Consider the following 23,383-nt stretch of genomic DNA (forward strand, 5'->3'; position numbering starts at 1 on the left):
ATCGATGGCAGCCTGATTCGCACTGAATGCTTTCCGATGGGCTTGAGCGCTCTGCCCCAGGCCTGCCATACTGCTATGGGTGCTCCTGGTGCGTGGAAGGGTAGCAATCGGCCCAAGAGCGGACGTACCAGACGATCTTCAACAGCTCATCAGGACATCACTACGTGAAGCATTACCTGTACTGCTCAGCGGGAAACACAGAGGGATTGGATGAGTACATAGCCTTCTTCGAGATTGCCAATGATGGACACTGCTCTCGCTACCTAGAAATTCGGCCTGTGGGATGCGCGCTGAAGTACACCGTGGAAAAGCCAGCGGATGAGTTCGGCGCGTTACCAGAAGGGCCGTGGGATGCGTTAGAAGCAGCAAAGCCAAAGTACGGGACACTCAAGGATATTTCGAAGGAGCTTTTTGATAGTGCTTGGGCCGGGGTTCGGGCCGGTTGAAGGTCCGCTCAGGGGCCAAGAGCGGACGTTCCGAAGTCCAGTAAGTTTCGTAATCTGATGAGCAAGAGTGCAAGCCCATGCTTAAAGTGTTCGCATACGTTGATGGCAGTGATCTTGATGAGGTCAGTTGCCAGTTGGTCGAAGCCTTCACCAATTTTCTAAACACTTGGGGCGTATCGTCTGCTCAACTAGTGAACGATAAGTTCCCCCGTACGGCAGAGTTGCGCGATGACGACCTGCCAGAGTGGAACCTCGGCTTGAACTTCGAAGCAGAACAACTCTCACCGACCGAGTTCGACCAGTTGATATCATTTTTGTCCCGGACAGCAGCCGAGACACAGCGGGAATTCGTAATCGGCGGGTATGGACCTAAGTCACAGGTCGCTGAGGACTGGGGCTTTATTGGCAAGCAGCCCGAACCGCATAAGCTCCAGTTTCTTCGAGACCTCCTCAGTAGAACTGAATGATCAGGCTGACCGTCCGCTTCGGGTCGAAAGCGGTCTCTGCAGTAAGAGAGAGGAGCTTTCACCCGATGAGGTTCGCAGGTGCACGTAGACGATCTGATGTGGTGCTAAAGTGTGGATCTAAGTTATGTTGTTGATTCGCAGCGCTCATCACGGCCCGCAAAGCCGTCTAGACGCGGTCGACTACCGTCCTTGCCTCCAAAGAATAAAGGTACGGGCCCCTTTTTGGGGCCCGTTTCGTCCGTTTCGTTATTGGGATTCCGACGTTTGAGGATGATGTGCGAAGGTGACCGGCTTGTGTAGTTCAACGTAGCGGTAAGCGCCTTCGACCAAGCAAGCAGCGCTCGACAACCCCCGGGCCTGCGCTCAGCCACGAAGCCGTTCGCGGTGCCCGCTTCGATACACTGCTACCGATGCGGGAAACCAGTCGACGCTGAGGTTGCGCATTGCGCTTTTGCTGTTGCAGCGCGCGCTCAAGGCGTCCGACGCCGCAGCGTGATGCGCGTCAGCTCGGCAGGCACGCCAAGCCGAAGCGCGAAGCCCGGCCACAGAGCCGTGCCATTGTTCAGGTACAGCGTCATGCCGTCGACGTCGTAGCGGCCCGAAACGAAGCCATCGTTCGCCCGTGCCACCACGCGATCGAGCCCGATGATCATGCCGCCATGCGTGTGGCCGGACAATTGCAGCGCGACGCCACGGCTGGCTGAGAAGCGGGCATTCCTGGGCTGGTGATCGAGCAGCACGACCGGCACGCCGGCCGGCGCGCCGCGCAGCGCCGCATCGAGGTCGGGCGCGGGAGCGCCGGTGCGCGGGGCGGTCACGTCGTTCACGCCAGCGAGCACCAATTGCCCGGTACCTCGACGGATGATGGTATGGCTATTGTCCAGAGGCCTCATGTTGAGCCCCGCAAAATACGCCATCCATGCGCGGTGGCCAAAAAAGTACTCGTGATTACCGGGAATGACCCAGACTCCGTCCGGAGCGCGCAAGTCACGCAGCGCGGCCACGTCGGCTTCGCGCTGCGCGACGTTGCCATCGATGAGGTCACCGGTGATGACGATCAGGTCCGGCTGGAGCGCATTGGCATCATCGACGACCTTGCGCGTCCATGCTGCGTCGAACAGGCGACTGATGTGCAGGTCGGTGAGATGCAGCACCCGGTAGCCGTCGAATTCGTGCGGCAAGTCCTTAACTGTAATCTGTATGTCGTTCAGCGGCGGCGGCTTGATCGCCTGCATGACGCCGAGCGCGGCCAGCAGCATGGCTGTGACGCCGATCGCACCGCGCAGGCGCGCAGCGATCGGCACGCGGCGACGTTGGACCAATGCGATAACCAGGGCGCCAACATCGAGCAACAGCTGGAACACAGCCAGCAGCAGCATGGCGCCAAACGCCCAGTTGAACAGGATGATAAGGGATTTCGGAAATTCCGGCGAAAACACGCTGCCGGAAGAAAAACGCGACCACAGGTGATATTGCGAAGCCAGCACCAACACGACGGCGCCAGCCAGCTTTGTGCGCCCGGATAAGGGCAGCGGCAATAACCAGCGTACCAGCACGACCACGCAGGGCAAACTGAACATCAGATGGAACATCAGGTGCGCTCCATTCGCTTCCAGTTGCGGCTGGAGCCGGCAGAATTGCCGTGCGGCGGTGTGGTGGCGCCCGCAGATAATAAGAGGAAAATACCCATTGTGCCTTGTGTCCGAACTGTCGAACACGTAAGCATAGCGCAGATTGCGTGAAGGCACGGGCAGCGGTATGACTCGGCGCTGCACATGCAGGCCAGTTCGGATAAACCGCAGCTTGTTGGGACGCTTTGGCAAAGGATCCGGAAAGCGCTCCGGATTTTCGCTCGACCAGTCGGTTTCGGCAAGGCACCGGCCCGGACCGATAGTCGGCGTAAATGCAACTAAAGGTCGGTTTTTTGCCCGATATTTCCCAATGGATAGGTAATCTTTGCTAACCTTGGCGGGTGGACCGTAAAGAGAAAACAGGCCTGGTGCTAACGGGCGGTGGAGCACGCGCCGCCTACCAGGCCGGCGTGATGCATGCGATCGCGCGCATCCTCCACGACGCCGGCCGTCCGGCCCTGCGTTCTCCTTTCGACATCATCTGCGGCACCTCGGCCGGCGCGCTGAATGCGACCGCGCTGGCCTGCCGCGCCGACGACTTCACCGGGGCCGTGCGCGGCCTGCTGAACGTCTGGGAAGGGGTGGCTGCGCACCAGGTCTACCGTGCCGATTCGCTGGCCGTGCTGCGCTCCGGCGCGCGCTGGCTGTCGCTGCTCTCGTTCGGCTGGCTGCTGCGCAAGTGGCACGCCTCGCCGCCCCAGTCTCTGCTCGATAACACGCCGCTGGCGGGCCTGCTGCACCGGGTGCTGGACCTGCCGCGCCTGGACGCCGCCCTGGCCGACGGCGTGCTGCATGCGCTGGCGGTCACCGCGTCTTCCTACAGCAGCGGCCACCACATCACCTTCTACCAGGCGGCGCGCGAGATCGCACCCTGGGTGCGCCACCAACGGCTGGCGCTGTCGACCCAGATCAGCGTCGAACACCTGCTGGCCTCCAGCGCCATCCCCTTCATCTTCCCGGCCGTGCCCCTGTACCTGGGCGGGCGCCGCGAATACTGCGGCGATGGCTCGATGCGCCAGCTGGCGCCGATCGCGCCGGCCATCCACCTCGGCGCTACCCGCGTGCTGGTGGTGGGGGCAGGGCGCCTGTCCGAGCCCGCGCGCGACCCGGCGCCGAACACCGGCTACCCGAGCCTGGCGCAGATCGCCGGCCATGCGCTGTCCTCGATCTTCCTCGACAGCCTGGCGGCCGACATCGAGCGCCTGCAGCGCATCAACCAGACCCTCCAGACGCTCGGACGCGTGCCGCGGGAAGCCCGCGCCGCGTTGCCGCTGCGCCACGTGGAACTGCTGGTCATCGCCCCGTCCGAGCGGCTCGACGACATCGCCGCCCGCCACGTCCACAACCTGCCGGCGCCGGTGCGCACGCTGCTGGGCGGGATCGGCGCCACCGAGGCGCGCGGCGCGGCGCTGGCGTCCTACCTGCTGTTCGAGGGCAGCTACACGCGCGAGCTGATCCGCCTGGGCGAACGCGACACGCTGGCGCGGCGCGACGACGTGCTCGCCTTCCTTCCCGAATGCGCCGGATGTGTGGAATGAACCTGGAATGACCGCGCTGCTACGTCTTCTTGCCGGCTCGCCGTGGCGACACCTGTTGCCGGCCCTGTGCATGGCTGCCCTGGTGCTTGCTTCGCTGGGCATCTCGATTCGCGCCTCGGCCGCCACCGCGCCGGCGACGCTGCGCTTCGAGCACCTGTCGGTGCGCGAAGGCCTGGCGCAGGAATCGGTGCTCGCGGTGGTGCAGGACCGCGACGGCTTCATGTGGTTCGGCACCCAGGACGGCCTGTCGCGCTTCGACGGCTACCGTGTCGTCAACTACCGCAGCACGCCCGGCAAGCCGCGCACGCTGTCGAACAACTGGGTGCGCGTGCTGCACCTGGACCGCCATGGCCGCCTGTGGATCGGCACCGACGGGGGGCTGAACCTGTACGATCCGGCCACCCAGTCCTTTACGGCATTCGTGCCGAACGAGGCAGGGCGGCGCGGCAACGGCAACCGCCGCATCAATGCCATCGTCGGCGACGGCCGCGACGGCTTGTGGATCGGCACCAGCGACGGCCTGCAGCATTTCGACACGGCGCTGCGCCGCTTCACCACCTGGCACCACGAAAAGGGCAACGAGCGCTCGCTGAGCGACGACAACGTCGCTGCGCTGGCGCTGGAGGCGGATGGCCGCCTGTGGATCGGGACCGCCGGCGGTCTCGACAGCCTGACGCCGGACCGGTCGCGCATCGTGCACCATCCGTCCGGGCTCAGTGCGCGCCACAACCCGGTGCATGCGCTGACGGCGGATGGCGAGGGTCGCCTGTGGGTCGGGCGCCTGGGCGGGCTGGAGCGGCATACGCTGCGCGGCGCCCAGGCCGGGCAGGTACGGCGCTTCAGCACCGCCGACGGCATCGTCCCATCGTGGATCACCACGCTGTACCGGGACGCCGCCAACGAGATCTGGGTCGGCACCCACGACAATGGCCTGTACCGCTGGCGCGGCGCCGCGGACCGCTTCGAGAGCCACCGCCATGCCGTCACCGACCGCCATAGCCTCGGCGACAACCAGGTCTCGGCGCTGTACCGCGACCGCCTCGGCACCTTCTGGGCCGGCACCTGGCATGCCGGGGTATCGCGCGTGGACCTGGGCAGCGGCGGCTTCACACGCATCGTGCGGCGCGACTTCAGCCCGGATACCCTGGCCGACAACAAGGCGCGCGCGCTGCTCGCCGACGGCAGCAAGCTGTGGGTCGGCACCGCCACCGCGCTGAACCACATCGATCCTGCCACCGGCGCAACGACGGTCTACCGCCACGATCCGCATGACCCGAACAGCCTCATCGACACGCTGGTCGGCGCGCTGGCGCGCGACCGCCAGGGCAGGCTGTGGATCGGCAGCCGCACCGGCATCACCTCGTTCGACCCGCGCGCGCGGCGTTTCGTGCGCCAGACCCTGCCCGGCGACGCCGACGCCAACAACGTGCGCGCGTTGATGGCCGGCAGCGACGGCGGCATCTGGATCGCCACCCGCGGCGGCCTGCACCGGCTCGACCCGGACACGCGCAAGGTCGAGAGCTACCGCCATGCCCCCGCGAAATCGGCCAGCCTGGCCGACGACGTCATTCGCCCGATGCTGCAGGACCGGCGTGGCCGCATGTGGATCGGCACTTTCGACGGCCTCGACCTGATGGACAGGGCGAGCGGGCGCTTCCGCCATTTCCGCCACAACCCCTACGATGCCGACAGCCTGAGCAATGACGAAGTGCACGCCCTGTTCGAGGACAGCCGCGGCGACGTCTGGGTCGGCACGGCGGTGGGCCTGAACCGGATGGTCACGGCGGCCGACGGCTCGGTCAGCTTTGTCCGCTACACCACGCGCGACGGGCTGGTCAACGATGCCGTGGCGGCGATCCTGGAGGACGGCGACGGCCGCCTGTGGATCAGCACCAACGGCGGCATCTCGTGTTTCGATCCGGCCAGCAACCGCTGGCGCAGCTACACGGCCGCCGACGGCATCACCGAGGGCGCCTTCTTCGACTCGGCGGCATTGCGCGGCGCCGACGGCACGCTGTATTTCGGCGGTTTCAACGGCATCACGGCCTTCGATCCGCGCGCGATCCGCGACAATCGGGTGCCGCCGCGCCCCGTCATCACCGGCCTGCAGATCTTCAACCAGCCGGTCGAGCAGGCGCTGCCCGGCCTGCTCAAGGGGCCGGTCGAGCATGCGGAAGCGGTGACCCTGCCGGCCGGCGCCACGGTGTTTTCGCTCGAATTCTCGGCGCTGCATTTCGCCGCCCCGGAGCTCAACCGCTTTGCCTACCGTCTCGACGGGTTCGACAAGGACTGGATCAAGGTCGATGCGTCCAAGCGTTTCGCCACCTATACCAACCTCGATCCGGGCACCTACGTGTTCCGGGTGCGCGCCGCCAACAAGGATGGCGTGTGGAACGACCAGGTCGCTGCGCTGGCGATCACGATCTCCCCGCCGACCTGGGGCACGCCCTGGTTCCGTGCGGCCGCCGTGCTGCTGCTGGCAACGCTCGCCTACGCCACGGTGCGCATGCGGCTCTCCAGCCTGCGCCGCCAGAAGGAGCAGCTGGCACGCCAGGTGAGCGCCCGCACCGAGCAAGTCGAGCAGCAGAACCGCATGCTCGAACGCCAGACGCAGGAGCTGCGCGACCAGGAGCAGCGCGTACGCCAGCAGTCCAACGAACTGGCGCGCGCCTACCGCGCGCTGCAGGAGAACGAGGAATTCCTGCGCCATGCCAAGCAGCGCGCCGAGGACGCGACGCGCCAGAAGTCCGAGTTCCTGGCCAACATGAGCCACGAGATGCGCACGCCGCTCGCCGGCGTCATCGGCATGCTGGGCTTCGCGTTGCGCGACGCCGGGCTGAGGGAGGCCACGCGCGACCAGATCCTGCGCGGCCAGGCCAACGCCCAGGCGCTGCTGACGATCATCAACGACCTGCTCGATTTCTCGAAGATCGAAGCGGGCAAGCTGAGCATCGAGAACATCGATTTCGACCTGCACGGCGCGATCCGCAGCGTGGCCAGCCTGTTCGAGGAGCAGGCGGCTGCCAAGCGCCTCGCCTTCGACGTCAGCCTGGCCCCCGACGTGCCGCGCTTCGTGGTGGGCGACCCGACGCGCCTGCGCCAGGTCCTGGTCAACCTGGTGGGCAACGCCTTCAAGTTCACGCAGGCCGGCAGCGTCGCGGTGGAGATCGAACTGCGCGAGGAAGACCAGATCCGGGGCGACGGCTGGAACATGGTGCGCTTCACGGTGCGCGACACGGGGATCGGCATTCCGGCCGATGCGCTGCCGCGCCTGTTCCAGAAGTTCGAGCAGGCCGACGCCACCACCACGCGCCGCTACGGCGGCACCGGCCTGGGCCTGGCGATCTGCCGCCAGCTGGTGGCGCTGATGGGCGGCCACATCGGCGTCAACAGCCTTGAAGGCAAGGGCAGCACGTTCAGCGTGCTGCTGCCGCTGGCCGCCGGCGTCGAGCCGCCGCATCTCGAGCACGCGGAGCCGGCATCGCACACGCACCGCCTGCGCATCCTGTGCGCCGAGGATTTCCCGACCAACCAGATCATCGTGCGCACCATGGTCGAGGAGATGGGACACCAGGTCGACATCGCCGAGAACGGCGTGCAGGCGATCGCGGCCTGCGCCCGCGCGCGCTACGACCTGATCCTGATGGACGGGCGCATGCCCGAGATGGACGGCGCCACGGCCACCCGCCTCATCCGGGCCGGCGGCACGCCGGAGGCGCGCGTGCTCGACCAGCACCTGATGATCGTCGCCCTGACCGCCAATGCCAGCGACGAAGACCGCGCGCGCTACCTGGCCTGCGGCATGGACGCTTTCCTGACCAAGCCGATCGACGAGTGCGCGCTGTCGCAGCAGATCGGGCGCGCCATCGAGCGCCAGCTGGCCCGCGGTGTGCCGCTGGTGCCGATGCCGGCGCGGGTCGACCCGGCGTCGGCGCAGCCGTCCCCGATGGCCGCGCTGGACGCGATGTTCGGGTTGGCCCCGGCCGGCGCCGCCCCGGCGCCGGACACCCCGGCGGCGCCGGTCAATCCGGGCCGCCGGTCGGACGACCTGAAGGCGCGCCTGCGCGCCGCGTTCGTGGCGGACCTGCCGCGCCGCCGCGCCGAACTCGACGCGGCGCTCGATGCCGGCGACATGGAAGCCGCGGGCAGGGTGCTGCACGGCCTGCGCGGCAGCGCCGCCACCCTGGGCGAGACGGCGCTCGAAGCCCTGTGCGCCGACCTCGAGGCCGCCGCCGACGCAAACCGGCGTGAGCGCCTCATGGCCGGCATGATGCGCCTGCGCGTCCAGCTGGCCGCGTTCCAGCCGTCCGGAGTGTCCTGACGCCCGTACATATAATGGGGGGCGTGAACATGGCGATGGTGATGCAATGAAGGTGCTGGTGGTGGACGACGACGTGGTGTCGCGCATGATGCTGATGCATCTGGTCGACGGCTGCGGACAATACGAGATCGCGGAAGCGGAGGACGGCGAGGACGCGTGGCGCCAGCTGGCGGCGGGCCCCGCCCCCGCCATCGTGTTTTGCGACCTGCGCATGCCGAACCTGGGCGGCATGGAGCTGCTCGCGCGCGTGCGCGCCGACGCGCGGCTGTCCGCCTTGCCCTTCGTGCTGGTGTCGGCGGCTTCCGATGCCGCCACCCTGGAGGAGGCGGCCCGTCTCGAGGCGAGCGGCTACATCGTCAAGCCCTTCGCGGCCGGCCAGGTGCGCGCCCAGTTGGCGCGGCTGGTCGGCGCGGACGAAGCCCCGGCATCGGTGGCGCAGCGCCTGGGCATCCCGCCCGAGCGGCTGTTGCTCTACCTGGCGGGCCTGCAGCGCCAGCTGGCGCAAGCCATGTCGTCGCAGGCCGGCGGCGATGCCGGTGACGAGGCCAGGGCGGGGTTGCTGCGGCTGGCCGAAGGCTGCGCCACGCTCGGTCTGGCGGCCAGCGCGGCCGGGCTGCGCGCGGCGGCCGGCGATGGGGAGCCTGCGGCCGCCGCGGCCGCCCTCGAACATGCGCTGGAAGCCGCCCGGCGCCAGGAGCAGCGTGCGCAAGGCGGGCCGTGATTCTCCTTGCCGGCCGATTGCTTTAGATTTAAAGTATTCGCGGATGTTGCCCGAATATCTACAGGGACCTGACATGACCGATTCCACCGCCGCAGTTGCTTCCCCCGCAGGTGCTTCAGCTACAGTTGTTCCCGCCACGCTCCAGGCTTCCGGCTACGCCGACGGCTTTGCCCGCGCCAACCTGCCGCCGCGGGAGGAATGGCCCGAATTCCGCTTCGACCTGCCGGAGTTGCAGTATCCGCCGCGCCTGAACTGCGTGGCCGAGCTGTTCGAGGTGGCCGCGCTGCGCGGCTGGAACGGGCGCACCGCGCTGGTCGGCGCGCGCGAACGCCTCAGCTATGCCCAGCTGGCCGAACGGGTCGACCGCATCGCCCACGTGCTGCGGCGCGACCTGAACCTGGCCACCGGCAACCGCGTGCTGCTGCGCGGCGCCAACTGCCCGATGATGGCGGCCTGCATCCTGGCCGTGATCAAGGCCGGCTGCATCGCGGTGCCGACCATGCCGCTGCTGCGCGCCCGCGAACTCGGCGTCATCGCCGAGCGCGCGCGCGTCGACGCGGTGCTGTGCGCGGCGTCGCTGCGGGCAGAGGTCGACGCCATGGGGCGGCCCGGCCTGCCGCTGCTGCTGTTCGGCGCCTCCGCTGATCCTGCTGCGCCGGATGTCCCGGCGTCGCTGGAAGCGCGCATGGCAGGCCACGATGCCCCGTTCGCGGCGCCGGATACGGCGGCCGACGACGTCTGCCTGATCAGTTTCACGTCCGGCACCACCGGCGTGCCGAAGGGGACGATGCACTTCCACCGCGACCTGCTGGCGATCTGCGACTGCTTCCCGCGCCACACGCTGCGCGCGCGCGCCGACGACGTCTTCATCGGCACGCCGCCGCTGGCCTTCACCTTCGGGCTGGGCGGGCTGCTGCTGTTCCCGCTGCGGGTGGGGGCCAGCGCGGTGCTGCTCGAGAAGCCGGCGCCGGAAACCCTGCTCGCCGCGATCCACGAACACCGCGCCACGGTGTGCTTCACCGCGCCGACCTTCTACCGCCAGATGGCGCAGCTGGTGCAGCAGCAGGCAGGCCGCTTCGACCTGCGCAGCCTGACGCGCACCGTGTCGGCCGGCGAAGCGCTGCCCGTGGCCACGCGCGAAGCCTGGCAGGCCGCGACCGGCCTGGCGATGATCGACGGGATCGGCGCCACCGAGATGCTGCACATCTTCATCTCGGCCGCGGGCGACCAGGTGCGGCCCGGCGCCACCGGCAAGCCGGTGCCGGGCTACCTGGCCTGCATCCTGGGCGAAGACGGCCGGCCGGTGGGGCCGGGCGTGGTGGGGCGGCTCGCGGTGAAGGGGCCGACCGGCTGCCGTTACCTGAGCGACCCGCGCCAGCGCGACTACGTGGTTGATGGCTGGAACCTCACCGGCGACGCCTACGAGATGGATGCCGACGGCTATTTCTACTACCGCTCGCGCCTGGACGACATGATCATCTCGGCCGGCTACAACATCGCCGGGGCCGAGGTCGAGGAGGCGCTGCTGCGCCATCCCGCCGTGGCCGAATGCGGCGTGGTGGGCCGGCAGGACCCGGAGCGCGGGCAGGTGGTCGAGGCCCATGTGGTGCTCAAGCCCGGCGTGCCTCCCACCGCCGAGACCGCGCTGGCCCTGCAGGAATTCGTCAAGGCGCAGATCGCCCCCTACAAGTATCCGCGCCTGGTGCGCTTTCGCGAACAGCTGCCGCGTACCGAAACCGGTAAACTGCAACGGTTTAAATTACGCACGGATGCGGTCTGAGGAAAACATGGCGGATGTCGAGAGGCAGGACCACGAGGACGGGAAGGGAGAGGGAGAAGCGGCGCCCGAACTGGACCTGGCGAGCCGGCTCACGCACGAGCACCACCAGTCGCTCAAGCTGTGGCTGCGCATGCTGTCGTGTACCGTGCGGATCGAGAACGAGATTCGCAGCCGCCTGCGCGCCGGTTTCGGCATCACGCTGCCGCGCTTCGACCTGATGGCCCAGCTGGAACGCCATCCGGAAGGCCTGCGCATGGGAGAGCTATCCAAGCGCATGATGGTCACCGGCGGCAACGTCACCGGCATCACCGACCAGCTCGAACGCGAAGGGCTGGTCGTACGCGTGCCCGATCCGCACGACCGGCGCGCCTGGGCGGTGCGCCTGACGCCGGCGGGACGCGAGGCATTCGCCGGCATGGCGAGCGTGCACGAGCGCTGGATCGACGAGATGCTGGCCGATATCCCCGCCGAGGACAAGGCCAGCCTGATCACGCTGCTGTCGTCGATGAAGCGCCGGCTCAGGGTGGACGACGGCCGCCAGGGCTGACCCGGGAACTGCATCGAATGATGCTACTTGCGCGACAGCTGTTCTGCTTTGGCAAGACGGCTGGTACAATAGCGGGCCAGGGCAGCCGTGGCTGCCCATGTGTCGCCATAGTACAATGGATAGTACAAGGTCCTCCTAAGACTTAGATGCAGGTTCGATTCCTGCTGGCGACACCACTTGCTTCTCTCCTTCCAGCCCGCCCGGGCAATGTTTTCTTCCCATTGTGCAAATGAAGGCCGGCGGCCTGAAGCAGGACAAAACTGCGGGCGTCACGCGCGCAGTCGGTACAATGCACGCTTCTTTCAACATTTTGTGCCCAATGCCGTGACCGGCCGCGGGCGGGTTCACGGATCATGGCAGTCATTTCCCTCTCTCAAGCGCAACTGGCCTTCGGCCACGTCGCGCTGCTCGACCACGCTGATTTTTCCCTCGAGACCGGCGAGCGCGTCGGCCTGATCGGCCGCAACGGCACCGGCAAGTCCTCGCTCCTGAAGATCATCTCGGGCCGCTCGAAGCTCGACGATGGCCTGCTGGTCATGCAGCAGGGCCTCAAGATCGCCTACGTCGAACAGGAGCCGGTGTTCGACCCCGAAGCCACCGTGTTCGATGCGGTGGCAGCCGGCATGGGCGACCAGCAGGCGATGCTGGCCGAGTACGAATCGCTCACCGGCCAGTTTGGCGGCGGCAACGACGAGGCGCTGATGGAGCGCATGCACGAGTTGCAGCTCAAGCTCGACGCCGTCGATGGCTGGAACCTGGCGCACAAGGTCGACACCACGCTCGATCGCCTGGGTTTGATGCGCGAGGCGAAGATGGGCACGCTGTCGGGCGGGATGCAGAAGCGCGTGGCGCTGGCCGTCGCCCTGGTCTCGGCGCCGGACGTGCTGCTGCTGGACGAACCGACCAACCACCTGGACTTCACCTCGATCAAGTGGCTGGAAGGACTGCTGCGCGCCTATACCGGCTCGGTGCTGTTCATCACCCACGACCGCAGCTTCCTGGACAACGTCGCCACCCGCATCATCGAGCTCGACCGCGGCCGCCTGCTGTCCTTCCCCGGCAACTTCACCACCTACCAGGAACGCAAGCGCGAGCTGCTGGCCAACGAGGAAGTCGAGAACGCCAAGTTCGACAAGTTCCTGGCGCAGGAAGAAGTCTGGATCCGCAAGGGCGTGCAGGCGCGCCGCACCCGCGACGAGGGGCGCGTGCGCCGCCTGGAAGCACTGCGCCTGCAGCGCGCCGCGCGCCGCGAGCAGCAGGGCAACATCAAACTCGAAGTCGCCGCCGGCGAGCGCTCGGGCAAGATCGTGGCCGACATGGAAAACATCTCGAAGTCGTACGGCGACAAGCTGATCGTGCGCAACTTCACCGGCACCATCCTGCGTGGCGACAAGGTCGGCCTGATCGGCCCGAACGGCGCCGGCAAGACCACCTTGCTCAAGATCATCCTGGGTGACGAGACGGCCGACAGCGGCAGCGTCAAGCTCGGCACGAAGTTGAACGTGGCCTACTTCGACCAGATGCGCGCCCAGCTCAACGAAGAGGCGAGCCTGGCCGACACGATTTCGCCGGGCAGCGACTGGGTCGAGATCAATGGCCAGAAAAAGCACGTGATGACCTATCTCAACGACTTCCTGTTCGCACCGGAACGCGCGCGCTCGCCCGTGAAGTCGCTCTCGGGCGGCGAACGCAACCGCCTGCTGCTGGCCCGCCTGTTCGCCAAGCCGGCCAACTGCCTGGTGCTGGACGAACCGACCAACGACCTCGACATCGAGACGCTGGAACTGCTGGAGGAACTGCTGGAAGAGTTCACCGGTACGGTGTTCCTCGTCAGCCACGACCGTACCTTCCTCGACAACGTCGTCACCCAGGTGATCGTTGCCGAAGGGAACGGAGTGTGGCGCGAATACGTCGGCGGCTATAGCGACTGGGAGCGTGTGCGGGCCAGCACTCCTGTAGCATCGACCACGTCCTCGTCCCTGGCCCAGGCTGCCGCGGCGCCCAAGGCCGACGCGGTCAGTCCGGCCAACTCAGCCAAAAGCGGGGATATGTCATCTACCGCACAGAGTACGTCTGGCAAAAAGGTAAAGTTGAGCTACAAGGAACAGCGCGAGCTGGAGGAACTTCCCAAGCTGATCGCCACTCTTGAAGATGAGCAGTCGGCAATTTCGGCCCAGCTGGCCTCGCCCGATTTCTACAAGCAGAATCCCGGCGACGCGCGCCGCATCAACGCGCGCTACGCCGAGATCGAGGACCTGCTGCTCGACGCCCTGGAGCGCTGGGAGCGCATCGAAGCTCGCGCCCGGGGAGAGTAGCTTAACGAACCAGGCAAGCAGGCCAGGCGCCTGCCAACAAGGACATGACCGAGCACAACGACACCCGTACCGCTCCACCGGGCCGCGCAAGGCCAGCCAGCACGGCAGTTTCAGCCAATGCCCCGGTCAATGCTCCTGCCGATATCTCCGCTGATACGCCTCTTCTGAGTCGCGCCGCCTGGGCGCGCATCCTGCCCTTCGGGGCCTATATCTTCTTCATCATCCTCGGCGACATGCTCGAGCGGGCCGGCCTGGCAAGGGCCGACCTGCGCTGGCTGTATCCGGTCCAGGTCGGCGTGGTCGCGGCCTTGCTCGCCGTGTTCTGGCGCCAGTACCACGAACTCCGGGCGCCGCTGCCGCGCCTGCCGCAGCTCCTGACCGCGCTCGGCGTCGGCGTGCTCGTCCTCGTGCTCTGGGTTAACCTCGATGCCCCGTGGATGACGGTCGGCGGCGGCGGTGAAGGCTACGACCCGCGCACGAACGGCGAGATCGACTGGCTGCTGGTGGCGATCCGCATCGCCGGCGCCGCCCTCGTCGTTCCCGTCATGGAAGAGCTGTTCTGGCGCTCGTTCCTGATGCGCTGGATCGAATCCGCCGACTTCGAAGCCCTCGAGCCCATCCGTGTCGGCCTCAAGGGCTTCCTGATCTCGGTGGTCCTGTTCGGCTTCGAGCACAGCCTGTGGCTGGCCGGCATCGTCGCCGGTGTTGCCTATAGCCTCCTGTATATGCGCCATCGCAACCTCTGGTCGGCGGTGCTCGCCCACGCTGTCACCAACGGCCTGCTCGGCGTGTGGGTGGTATCGACCGGCAGTTGGACCTTCTGGTAATTCCCGTTCAGCGCAATGACCTCAGAAAAGACAAACAACATGATGCATTTCCGCCTGCGCCCCTTGGCCTTCCTCGCCGCCACCGTTCTCGGTGCCTACTTCGTGCCGGCCCAGCACGCCCTCGCCGCGCAGCCCGAAGAAGGGCTGAAGCTGTACGGCGGCATCGGCTGGGGCTACGACGACAACCTGCTGCGCGTGCCGGACAACCGGCCGGCCTTCGGCGGCCAGCGCAGCGACCGCTGGCGCCAGCTTGATGCCGGCGTGGTGTACAACAAGCGCATCAGCCGCCAGCGGGTGGCGGTGGTGGCCAAGGCCTCGAAGGTGCAGTTCGACCACTTCCAGCAGCTCGACTACGACGGCCGCGACCTGCAGGCTACCTGGTTCTGGGAAGTGGGCAACAAGCTCGAAGGCCAGGCCGGCACCTTGTACAACCGCACGCTGGCCCCGTACACCGATTTCTTCAGCGACGAGCGCAACGTGCGCGAGCAGCGCCGCCAGTGGTTCGACGCCGGCTACAAGATGCACCCGAGCTGGAAGATCCGCACCGGCTTCACGCGCGACCGGTATGAGTACGAACTGTTGCGCCAGCGCTGGAACAACCGTACCGAGAAGGCATCCGAGGCGGAGCTCCTGTATACGCCGAAAAGCGGCAGTTCGGTCGGCCTGGTGGCGCGCCGCGTCAAGGGCACCTACCCGTTCCGCCGCCCGGCCGTGACGGGCGTGCTGGTCGACGACTTCACCCAGGACGAACTGAAGGTGCGCGTCAACTGGTACGCCACCGGCTCGACCACCCTGCAGGCGCTTGCCGGCTATGTGCGGCGCGAGCAGCCTTCGTTCGGCGAAGGCACCACCAGCGGCTTCAACGGCCGCCTGAACGCCATCTACACCCCGAAAGGCAAGATCAGCTACAACGCCTCGCTGTGGCGCGAATTCGCGCCGATCGAGAGCACGATCGTCAGCTATACCCTGAACCGCGGGGCCAGCGTCGGGGCCACCTGGGCCGCCACCGGCAAGGTCAAGGTCGAAGCCAGCGCCGCCTACGAACAGCGCGACTACAACCCGCGCTCCCTGTCCAATCCGGTGTTCGCCAATGGCGGCGAGCTGCGCGACTCGCTGCGCAGCGCCAGCCTGCGCGCCACCTGGCAGGTCAAGCGCAAGGTCGCGGTCTCGGCAGGCTGGCAGCACCAGGCCCGCAGCGGCTCGGATAACCTGGGACTGGGCAAGTTCGATGCCAACACCGTCATGCTGAACGCGAACGTGCTGTTCTGATGTCGTGCCAAGCTGCCGTACCCGAGAAGTGAAACATGACGCGATTTAATTCATGACGGTCAACGACATCCCGATCATCTCGTTCTTCCAGCGCGTGCTCGACCCCCTCATCATCATGGGGACCCTGTACCTGGCCACGCTGTACTACCAGGAGCCGTTCTCGGGCTATTCGCTGGTGCTGATGATCCTGGCGTTCTTCATTTCGTCGGCCGTGTACCAGCATGTGGATCCCTACCGCACCTGGCGCAGCGGCCGCATGCTGGCCTATGCGCGCGATACCGTGTTCGGCTGGTGCCTGACGATCGCCGTGCTGTACTTCCTGGGCACGGCCAGCGGCCTGAAGTACTTCTACGACGAACGCGTGCTGCTGGCCTGGTTCATTGCGACCCCGGTCACGATCCTGGTCAGCCATATCGCCGTGCGCAAGGCCACGGGCAGCCGCGACCGTTCGCGCGAAGTGCGTTCGATCGTGGTCGTCGGTGCCAACGACGTCGGCATGAAGTTCGCCGCGGTGTGCGAGCGCCATCCGAACCTGTTCATGGACGTGAAGGGCTTCTTCGAGGATCGCGCCGACGAGCGCCGCCCGGCCAGCCTGAAGCATCCGGTGCTGGGCGGCATGGCCGATGTCTGCCACTACGTGCGCCAGCACAACATCAAGATGATCTTCATCAGCCAGCCGATCTCGGCCCAGCCGCGCATCCGCAAGCTGATCGACGAGCTGAAGGACACCACGGCCTCGGTGTATTTCCTGCCGGACGTGTACGTGTTCGACCTGATGCAGGCCCGCTTCGACACGGTCGGCGGCATGCCGGTCATTGCGATCAGCGAAACCCCGTTCATGGGCTTCAACAGCGTGATCAAGCGCGGCACCGACATCCTGATCGGCAGCATCATCCTGCTGCTGCTGGCCCCGCTGATGCTGGTGATCGCCGTCGCCGTCAAGCTCAGTTCGCCCGGGCCGGTCATCTTCAAGCAGCGCCGCTACGGCCTGTATGGAGAAGAAATCTTCGTCTACAAGTTCCGCTCCATGACTGTGACCGAGGACGGCCCGAACGTGGTGCAGGCACAGAAAAATGACCAGCGCGTGACGAAGATCGGCGGCTTCCTGCGCCGCACCTCGCTCGACGAGTTGCCGCAGTTTATCAACGTGCTGCAAGGGCGCATGAGCCTGGTGGGCCCGCGCCCGCATGCCGTGGCCCACAACGAGCAGTACCGCAAGCTGATCAAGGGCTACATGCTGCGCCACAAGGTGCGCCCGGGGATCACCGGCTGGGCCCAGGTCAACGGCCTGCGTGGCGAGACCGCCACGCTCGACAAGATGGAAGCACGCATCCAGTACGACCTCGATTACCTGCGCAACTGGTCGCTGTGGCTCGATCTGTGGATCATCCTGAAGACCGTGAAAGTGGTGCTCAGCCGCGAGAACGCCCACTGAGCGGGACCCTGGGCGGGACACTGGGCGGAACTACTGGACGCGCATTGAACTGATGCGCATGAGCGGTATCGAATAGCGTGCGTGGAAAACCATGCATTGGTCAAATTGGCTCAACTGTGCGCAACAAGCAGACATTTACTATCGAAAACACTTTAAGTTCGGAAAGGCAACAAATCGCTTAAAGTCACCTTAAAAAAGGTGCGCACGATTGGATACTTGCTTGCATGACCACCCTGGCTGCGTAGAATCGTTGATGAGTTTGCAACTTACCAGGCCCGACTATGTCGGTCCCAATTCAGGAAAAACAAGATGAAGAAAGCCTTGATTACCGGCGTTACCGGCCAGGATGGTTCCTACCTCGCGGAGCTCCTGCTCCAGAAGGGCTACGAGGTGCACGGCATCAAGCGCCGTGCTTCCCTGTTCAACACGGAACGCATCGACCACATCTACCAGGACCCGCATGCCGACAATCCGCGTTTCTTCCTCCACTATGGCGACCTCACCGACACCTCGAACCTGACCCGCATCCTGCAGCAGGTGCAGCCGGACGAGGTCTATAACCTTGGCGCCATGAGCCACGTCGCCGTGTCCTTCGAGTCGCCCGAATACACGGCCGATGTCGATGGCATCGGCACCCTGCGCCTGCTGGAAGCGATCCGTTTCCTGGGGCTGGAAAAGAAGACCCGCTTCTACCAGGCCTCGACCTCGGAGCTGTACGGCCTGGTGCAGGAAACCCCGCAGCGCGAGACCACGCCGTTCTACCCGCGCAGCCCGTACGCCGTCGCCAAGCTGTACGCGTACTGGATCACGGTGAACTACCGCGAGGCCTACGGCATGTATGCCTGCAACGGTATCCTGTTCAACCACGAATCGCCGCGCCGCGGCGAAACCTTCGTCACCCGCAAGATCACCCGGGCCCTGGCCAACATCTCCCAGGGCCTGGAGCCGCAGCTGTTCCTCGGCAACCTCGATGCGCTGCGCGACTGGGGCCACGCGCGCGACTACGTTCACATGCAATGGCTGATGCTGCAGCAGGACAAGCCCGAGGATTTCGTCATCGCCACCGGCCGCCAGTACTCGGTGCGCCAGTTCGTCGAGATCGCCGCCCGCGAGCTCGGCATCGAGATCGCATGGCAGGGGCAGGGCGTCGAGGAGCGCGGGCTGGTGGTCGCCGTACATGGCGACAAGGCGCCGGGCGTCGTGATCGGGCAGCCGATCGTCGCCGTCGATCCGCAGTACTTCCGTCCGACCGAGGTCGAGACCCTGCTGGGCGACCCGAGCCGTGCGCGCGAGCGCCTCGGCTGGGAACCGACCACCAGTTTCGAAGCAATGGTGCAGGAGATGGTGGCGCATGACCTCGACACGGCGCGCCGCCACAAGCTGCTCACATCGCATGGCTACAACGTTGCACTTTCACTGGAGTAAACGTGTTGAACAATCCGCAGCCCCGTATCTACGTCGCCGGCCACCGTGGCCTGGTCGGCTCGGCCATCGTGCGCACCCTGCGCGCCCAAGGCCACACCAACATCATCACCCGTACCCACGCCGAACTGGAACTGACCGACCAGGCCCAAGTGCGGGAGTTCTTCCGCACCGAACACATCGACCAGGTCTACCTGGCCGCGGCCAAGGTGGGCGGCATCCATGCCAACAATACCTATCCGGCGGAGTTCATCTACGACAACATGATGGTTCAGGCCAATGTCGTGCATGAAGCATGGCGGGCCGGCGTGCAGAAGCTGCTGTTCCTCGGCTCATCGTGCATCTACCCGCGCCTGGCGGCCCAGCCGATCCGCGAGGAATACCTGATGAACGGCATCCTCGAGCCGACCAATGAGCCGTACGCGATGGCCAAGATCGCCGGCATCAAGCTGTGCGAAAGCTACAACCGCCAGTACGGCACCGACTACCGCAGCGTGATGCCGACCAACCTGTACGGCCCGGGCGACAACTACCACCCCGAAAACAGCCACGTGATCCCGGCGCTGCTGCGCCGCTTCCACGAAGCCAAGATGAGCGGGGCGCCGGAAGTGGTGATCTGGGGCAGCGGCAAGCCGATGCGCGAATTCCTCTACGTCGACGACATGGCGGCCGCCAGCGTGTACGTGATGAACCTGCCGCACGAGGTCTACGCGGCGAACACCGATCCGATGCATTCGCACATCAATGTCGGTACCGGCGAAGACGTCACGATCGCCGACCTGGCGCGCCTGGTCGGCGAAACGGTCGGCTACCACGGACGCATCGCCTTCGATGCCAGCAAGCCGGACGGCACGCCGCGCAAGCTGCTCGACGTCTCCAAGCTCAATGCGCTCGGCTGGCGCGCCAGTATGCCGCTGGCGGAAGGCTTGCGCCGGGCTTACGAGGCCTTCCTCGAGTTGCAGGACGAGGAGGGGGAAGCGGGCGCGACGCCATGGGCGCCGCCGCCACAGGCCGGCGCAGCACACGGACAGCGTGCGGCAGCGGCGTAACAGCAGAGTGTTAATTGACGAACAGATATCGAATCGTGCGGAACTCAGAATGGATGAGTCCTGATCCTGGAGCGGGTCACGAATAACAAGAGGCGGGTGCTCCGTGTTCGGCCCCGCTAACCAACGTCGAGGAAATTATCTTGAAAACCTTCCATTTGGCAGCCAACCACACCACCCAGTCCACCCGTATGCGTACCCCGAAGCGCCTGCTGTCCGTTGCAGCGCTGGCGCTCGCCGCAGCGACCCTCGCCGGTTGCAGCAAGGACGAGCCGAAGGAATCGAAGCCGGGCCAGGCTTTGGCCAGCGTCAATGGCGAAGAAGTCACGGTGCTGCAGCTCAACGAGGAAATGCAGCGCGCCGGCGTGCCGGCCGCACAGCAAGGGCCGGCCGGCAAGCAAATCCTGCAGGCGCTGATCGACCGTGAACTGCTCGAAGGCGAGGCGGCCAAGGAAAAGCTCGACCGCGACCCGAAGGTGATGCAGGCCATCGAGCGTGCGCGCTCGCTGATCATTGCCCAGGCCTACATGCAAAAGCGCATCGGCGAGCCGCAGCGCCCGACGCCTGCCGAAGTGGAAGACTACTTCAACAAGAACCCGCAGTTCTTCTCGAACCGCAAGCAGTTCGCGATGAACCAGTTGATCATCCCCGCCGCCGACCTGACGCCGGAAGTGCGCGCCGCCGCCGACAGCGCCAAGTCGCTCGAGGAAGTCGCCGTGTTCCTCGACTCGAAGAACATCAAGTACGGCCGTGCGCAGGTCACGCGCAGCACCGCCGACCTGAACCCGCAGATGTCGTCCAAGCTGCTGGCGATGCAGAAAGGCCAGATGTTCGTCGTCAATGAAGGCGACCGCGCCATGCTGATCTCGATTGCCGAGGTGCGCGACGCGCCGGTGACGCTGGCCGTCGCCGGTCCGCAGATCGCCCAGTACCTGATGAACCAGAAGAACAAGGAAATGGCCGCAGCCGAGATCCAGCGCCTGCGCAGTACCGCCAAGATCGAGTACCTGAACAAGGATTTCGCACCGGACGCCAACACCCCGGCGGGTGGGGCGCCGGCAGGTTCGCCAGCAGCGGGCGCCACCGCGGTGGCGGGCGCGCCGGCCCAGGGCTCGATGGGGCCGTCCGATGCCGACGGCGCGGACGACAAGGCTGCACTCGACCGCGGCGTGGCCGGCCTGAAGTAAATCGAACCTCAACAATAACCAGAATTTGAAGGAGCAATCATGAAACGATTCGTCAAGTGGATGATGGCCGCCGCGCTTGCGCTGACGGTGGGTATCGCCGGCGCCGCCGAAGTGCTGCTCGGACCGGGCGACGTGGTCAAGCTGTCCGTCTACGGCAGCCCGGACCTGTCGCTGGAAACCCGCGTCAGCGAGAGCGGCAACATCACCTTCCCGCTGCTGGGCCAGGTCGGCGTCGGCGGCCTGTCGGTGGCGGCTGCCGAGAAGAAGATCGGCGACCTGCTCGAGAAGGGCGGCTACCTCAAGAAGGCCCAGGTCAACATGCTGGTGACCACGCTCGCGAGCCAGCAGGTCTCGGTGCTGGGCTATGTGAACCGCCCGGGCCGCTATGCCGTGGAAGGGCGCCGCAAGGTGCTCGACCTGCTGGCGATGGCCGGCGGCATCCATGGCGAGGGCGGCGACATCATCAACCTGGTGCGCACCCGCGACGGCAACACCACGCGTGAAACCATCGACGTCGTCGACATGGTGCGCAAGGGCGAGCTGAACAAGGATTACGAAGTGGCCGGCGGCGACATCATCTATGTCGAGCGCGCACCGCGCGCCTATGTCACCGGCGAAGTCCAGCGTCCGGGCCCGTTCCGCCTCGAGCGCGGCATGACGGTCCAGCAGGCGGTGTCGGCCGGCGGCGGCCTGAGCGTGCGCGGCAGCAATAACGGCATGAAGATCACCCGCAAGGATGCCAGCGGCAACCCGGTGACGATCAATGTCAAGGCCAGCGATCCGGTCCAGGTCGACGATGTCATTGTCGTCCGAGAAAGCTGGTTCTAATGAATGTCGATAGACCTACTGCGCGTTGCTCTGCCGCTCGCTACGGTCTCTCGACATCCATGAGCTAACTAGTAAGCAAGTTTGAGTTTTGTCCATCCCCGCTGTAAAGCACAGATGCAAAGGTTAAGGTCATGAACGTTCATCAATTCCTGCTGATTCTTCTTGCCAGGAAGAAGATCATCCTCGGGACACTGCTGGTCACGGTCCTGCTCGCCCTGGGCTGGAGCCTGATCCAGCAGAAGACCTACAAGGCCACCGCATCCGTGCTGCTCAACTACAAGGGCGTGGATCCGGTCAGTGGCCTGACCATGCCCGGCAACCTGATGCCGGGCTACATGGCGACCCAGATCGACATCATCAGCAGCAAGAACGTGGCGCTGCGCGTGGTCGACTCGCTGCGACTGGCGCAGAGCCCGGCCGTGCAGGCCCAGTGGCGCGAAGCGAACGAAGGCAAGGGCACGCCGCGCGACTGGCTGGCCGACCTGCTGCTCAAGAAGCTCGAGATCCGGCCGTCGCGCGAATCGAGCGTGGTCGAGATCAGCTTCTCGGGCGCCGACCCGACCTTCGCGGCCGCCGTTGCCAACGCCTTTGCCGACGAATACCAGAAGATCACGGTCCAGCTCAAGACCGAGCCGGCCAAGAAAGCCTCGTCCTATTTCAACGAGCAGACCAAGCAGCTGCGCGACAACGTCGAGGCGGCCCAGGCGCGCCTGTCGAAGTACCAGCAGGAGAAGGGCATCGTCAGCCTCGACAACAACCGGGTGGACGTCGAGCTGTCGCGCCTGAACGACCTGTCGGCCCAGCTGGTGGCGGCCCAGACCCAGGCGATGGAAGCGAGCTCGCGCGAAAACATGGCCACCGGCCTGGGTTCGGCCGACGTGGCCAACAACGCCCTGGTCCAGAACCTGCGCGTGAGCCTGGCCAGCGGCGAAGCCAAGCTGGCCGAGGCGGCCTCGCGCTACGGCCGCAACCACCCGATCTACCAGGCCGCCGCGGCCGAGGTCAGCAAGATGCGCGCCGAACTGAACGCCGCCGTGGGCAGCGTCTCGAAGAGCGTCGGCTCCAACGCCCAGGTGTTCCGCCAGCGCGAAGCCCAGCTGCGCGCCGAACTGGCCGCCCAGAAGACCCGCGTGCTCGAGCTGAACCGTACCCGCGACGAGCTCGGCGTGCTGCTGAAAGACCTCGACAGCGCCCAGCGCGCCTTCGACGCGGCCAGCCAGCGTTTCTCGCAGACCCGCATCGAAGCCCAGTCCGAACAGTCCGACATCTCGATCCTGAACCCGGCGGTGCCGCCAACGGCGCCGTCCGGCCCGCGCGTGCTGCTCAACACCCTGGTATCGATCCTGCTGGGCACCATCCTGGGCGTCGGCCTGGCCCTGCTGCTCGAACTGATCAACCGCCCGGTGCGCTCGACCGGCGACATCAAGGACTCGCTGGGCATCCCGGTGCTCGGCACCATCGAATGGCGCGTGAAGCGCCCGCGCGGCAGCGGCATCCGCGCCCTGATGACGCCGCGCCGGCTGCTGAGGCTGAACTGAGGGCGCTGAACCCGGGCATTGAATGACGCGCCGAACCGAATGGGCTTGAAAACACTACAGGACAC

The 23,383-nt window shown here is 66.0% G+C and carries 17 protein-coding genes and 1 tRNA gene; 17 read left to right on the top strand and 1 reads right to left on the bottom strand.

All coding sequences use genetic code 11. The features are described 5' to 3' along the window. Positions 1–164 precede the first annotated feature (164 nt). Positions 165–446 (top strand): hypothetical protein, encoded by a 282-nt coding sequence (locus ACFFJK_RS02915; RefSeq protein ID WP_379677589.1) that lies wholly within the window; start codon positions 165–167, stop codon positions 444–446. Positions 447–523: 77 nt separating this feature from the next. Then, positions 524–913 carry a hypothetical protein gene (locus ACFFJK_RS02920; RefSeq protein WP_379677590.1) on the top strand — a complete coding sequence of 130 codons (390 nt, stop codon included), beginning with the start codon at positions 524–526 and terminating at the stop codon, positions 911–913. A gap of 470 nt (positions 914–1,383) precedes the next feature. Here the strand turns inward: ACFFJK_RS02920 and ACFFJK_RS02925 are convergent, their stop codons facing one another. Beyond that, positions 1,384–2,505 carry a metallophosphoesterase gene (locus ACFFJK_RS02925; RefSeq protein ID WP_379677591.1) on the bottom strand — a complete coding sequence of 374 codons (1,122 nt, stop codon included), beginning with the start codon at positions 2,503–2,505 and terminating at the stop codon, positions 1,384–1,386. A gap of 380 nt (positions 2,506–2,885) precedes the next feature. Between ACFFJK_RS02925 and ACFFJK_RS02930 the strand changes: the two genes are divergently transcribed. The 15 genes from ACFFJK_RS02930 to epsF all read left to right on the top strand — a co-directional run bounded on the left by ACFFJK_RS02930 (position 2,886) and on the right by epsF (position 23,318). After that, positions 2,886–4,082, top strand: a complete 1,197-nt coding sequence (locus ACFFJK_RS02930; protein ID WP_379677592.1) for a patatin-like phospholipase family protein — start codon at positions 2,886–2,888, stop codon at positions 4,080–4,082. Positions 4,083–4,089: 7 nt separating this feature from the next. Next, complete coding sequence (locus tag ACFFJK_RS02935) at positions 4,090–8,403, top strand: hybrid sensor histidine kinase/response regulator (RefSeq protein ID WP_379677593.1); 4,314 nt, start codon at positions 4,090–4,092, stop codon at positions 8,401–8,403. A gap of 46 nt (positions 8,404–8,449) precedes the next feature. Beyond that, the gene (locus tag ACFFJK_RS02940) at positions 8,450–9,124 is read left to right on the top strand and encodes a response regulator (protein WP_379677594.1); all 675 of its coding nucleotides are present in this window, start codon (positions 8,450–8,452) and stop codon (positions 9,122–9,124) included. A 73-nt stretch (positions 9,125–9,197) separates the two neighbouring features. Then, positions 9,198–10,904 carry an AMP-binding protein gene (locus ACFFJK_RS02945; RefSeq protein WP_379677595.1) on the top strand — a complete coding sequence of 569 codons (1,707 nt, stop codon included), beginning with the start codon at positions 9,198–9,200 and terminating at the stop codon, positions 10,902–10,904. A 7-nt stretch (positions 10,905–10,911) separates the two neighbouring features. Further along, entirely contained in the window at positions 10,912–11,451 is a 540-nt protein-coding gene (locus ACFFJK_RS02950) for a MarR family winged helix-turn-helix transcriptional regulator (RefSeq protein WP_379677596.1), read from the top strand. 101 nt (positions 11,452–11,552) lie between these two features. Beyond that, positions 11,553–11,627 (top strand) — tRNA-Arg (locus ACFFJK_RS02955). A 177-nt stretch (positions 11,628–11,804) separates the two neighbouring features. Then, on the top strand, positions 11,805–13,766 hold the full coding sequence (locus ACFFJK_RS02960) for an ATP-binding cassette domain-containing protein (RefSeq protein ID WP_379677597.1): 1,962 nt from the start codon (positions 11,805–11,807) through the stop codon (positions 13,764–13,766). Positions 13,767–13,810: 44 nt separating this feature from the next. Then, on the top strand, positions 13,811–14,593 hold the full coding sequence (locus ACFFJK_RS02965) for a CAAX prenyl protease-related protein (RefSeq protein WP_379677598.1): 783 nt from the start codon (positions 13,811–13,813) through the stop codon (positions 14,591–14,593). Positions 14,594–14,632: 39 nt separating this feature from the next. Continuing rightward, a complete protein-coding gene (gene epsL / locus ACFFJK_RS02970; RefSeq protein WP_379677599.1) occupies positions 14,633–15,862 on the top strand; it encodes an XrtB/PEP-CTERM-associated polysaccharide biosynthesis outer membrane protein EpsL in 1,230 nt (409 codons plus the stop codon). 52 nt (positions 15,863–15,914) lie between these two features. After that, positions 15,915–17,297: an undecaprenyl-phosphate glucose phosphotransferase gene (locus ACFFJK_RS02975; protein WP_379677600.1), complete on the top strand. Its 1,383-nt coding sequence runs from the start codon at positions 15,915–15,917 to the stop codon at positions 17,295–17,297. Between the two features lie 309 nt (positions 17,298–17,606). After that, positions 17,607–18,722 (top strand): GDP-mannose 4,6-dehydratase, encoded by a 1,116-nt coding sequence (gene gmd / locus ACFFJK_RS02980; RefSeq protein ID WP_379677601.1) that lies wholly within the window; start codon positions 17,607–17,609, stop codon positions 18,720–18,722. A 2-nt stretch (positions 18,723–18,724) separates the two neighbouring features. After that, complete coding sequence (gene fcl, locus ACFFJK_RS02985; RefSeq protein ID WP_379677602.1) at positions 18,725–19,768, top strand: GDP-L-fucose synthase; 1,044 nt, start codon at positions 18,725–18,727, stop codon at positions 19,766–19,768. Between the two features lie 140 nt (positions 19,769–19,908). Beyond that, entirely contained in the window at positions 19,909–20,952 is a 1,044-nt protein-coding gene (locus ACFFJK_RS02990; protein ID WP_379677603.1) for an EpsD family peptidyl-prolyl cis-trans isomerase, read from the top strand. A gap of 39 nt (positions 20,953–20,991) precedes the next feature. Continuing rightward, positions 20,992–21,780, top strand: a complete 789-nt coding sequence (gene epsE, locus ACFFJK_RS02995; protein ID WP_379677604.1) for a polysaccharide export protein EpsE — start codon at positions 20,992–20,994, stop codon at positions 21,778–21,780. Between the two features lie 131 nt (positions 21,781–21,911). Continuing rightward, the gene (gene epsF / locus ACFFJK_RS03000) at positions 21,912–23,318 is read left to right on the top strand and encodes a chain length determinant protein EpsF (protein WP_379677605.1); all 1,407 of its coding nucleotides are present in this window, start codon (positions 21,912–21,914) and stop codon (positions 23,316–23,318) included. The last annotated feature ends 65 nt before the right edge of the window (positions 23,319–23,383 follow it).

It is taken from the genome of Massilia consociata, from assembly GCF_042432755.1.
GTDB classification, from domain to species: domain Bacteria; phylum Pseudomonadota; class Gammaproteobacteria; order Burkholderiales; family Burkholderiaceae_D; genus Telluria; species Telluria consociata.

Excerpts from the sequence above, each read along its gene's own strand:
- ACFFJK_RS02920 (WP_379677590.1), top strand. The coding sequence starts at position 524 with ATGCTTAAAGTGTTCGCATACGTTGATGGCAGTGATCTTGATGAGGTC.
- ACFFJK_RS02925 (WP_379677591.1), bottom strand. The coding sequence starts at position 2,505 with ATGTTCCATCTGATGTTCAGTTTGCCCTGCGTGGTCGTGCTGGTACGC.
- ACFFJK_RS02935 (WP_379677593.1), top strand. The coding sequence starts at position 4,090 with ATGACCGCGCTGCTACGTCTTCTTGCCGGCTCGCCGTGGCGACACCTG.
- ACFFJK_RS02940 (WP_379677594.1), top strand. The coding sequence starts at position 8,450 with ATGAAGGTGCTGGTGGTGGACGACGACGTGGTGTCGCGCATGATGCTG.
- ACFFJK_RS02945 (WP_379677595.1), top strand. The coding sequence starts at position 9,198 with ATGACCGATTCCACCGCCGCAGTTGCTTCCCCCGCAGGTGCTTCAGCT.
- ACFFJK_RS02950 (WP_379677596.1), top strand. The coding sequence starts at position 10,912 with ATGGCGGATGTCGAGAGGCAGGACCACGAGGACGGGAAGGGAGAGGGA.
- ACFFJK_RS02960 (WP_379677597.1), top strand. The coding sequence starts at position 11,805 with ATGGCAGTCATTTCCCTCTCTCAAGCGCAACTGGCCTTCGGCCACGTC.
- ACFFJK_RS02965 (WP_379677598.1), top strand. The coding sequence starts at position 13,811 with ATGACCGAGCACAACGACACCCGTACCGCTCCACCGGGCCGCGCAAGG.
- epsL (WP_379677599.1), top strand. The coding sequence starts at position 14,633 with ATGATGCATTTCCGCCTGCGCCCCTTGGCCTTCCTCGCCGCCACCGTT.
- ACFFJK_RS02975 (WP_379677600.1), top strand. The coding sequence starts at position 15,915 with ATGACGGTCAACGACATCCCGATCATCTCGTTCTTCCAGCGCGTGCTC.
- gmd (WP_379677601.1), top strand. The coding sequence starts at position 17,607 with ATGAAGAAAGCCTTGATTACCGGCGTTACCGGCCAGGATGGTTCCTAC.
- epsE (WP_379677604.1), top strand. The coding sequence starts at position 20,992 with ATGAAACGATTCGTCAAGTGGATGATGGCCGCCGCGCTTGCGCTGACG.
- epsF (WP_379677605.1), top strand. The coding sequence starts at position 21,912 with ATGAACGTTCATCAATTCCTGCTGATTCTTCTTGCCAGGAAGAAGATC.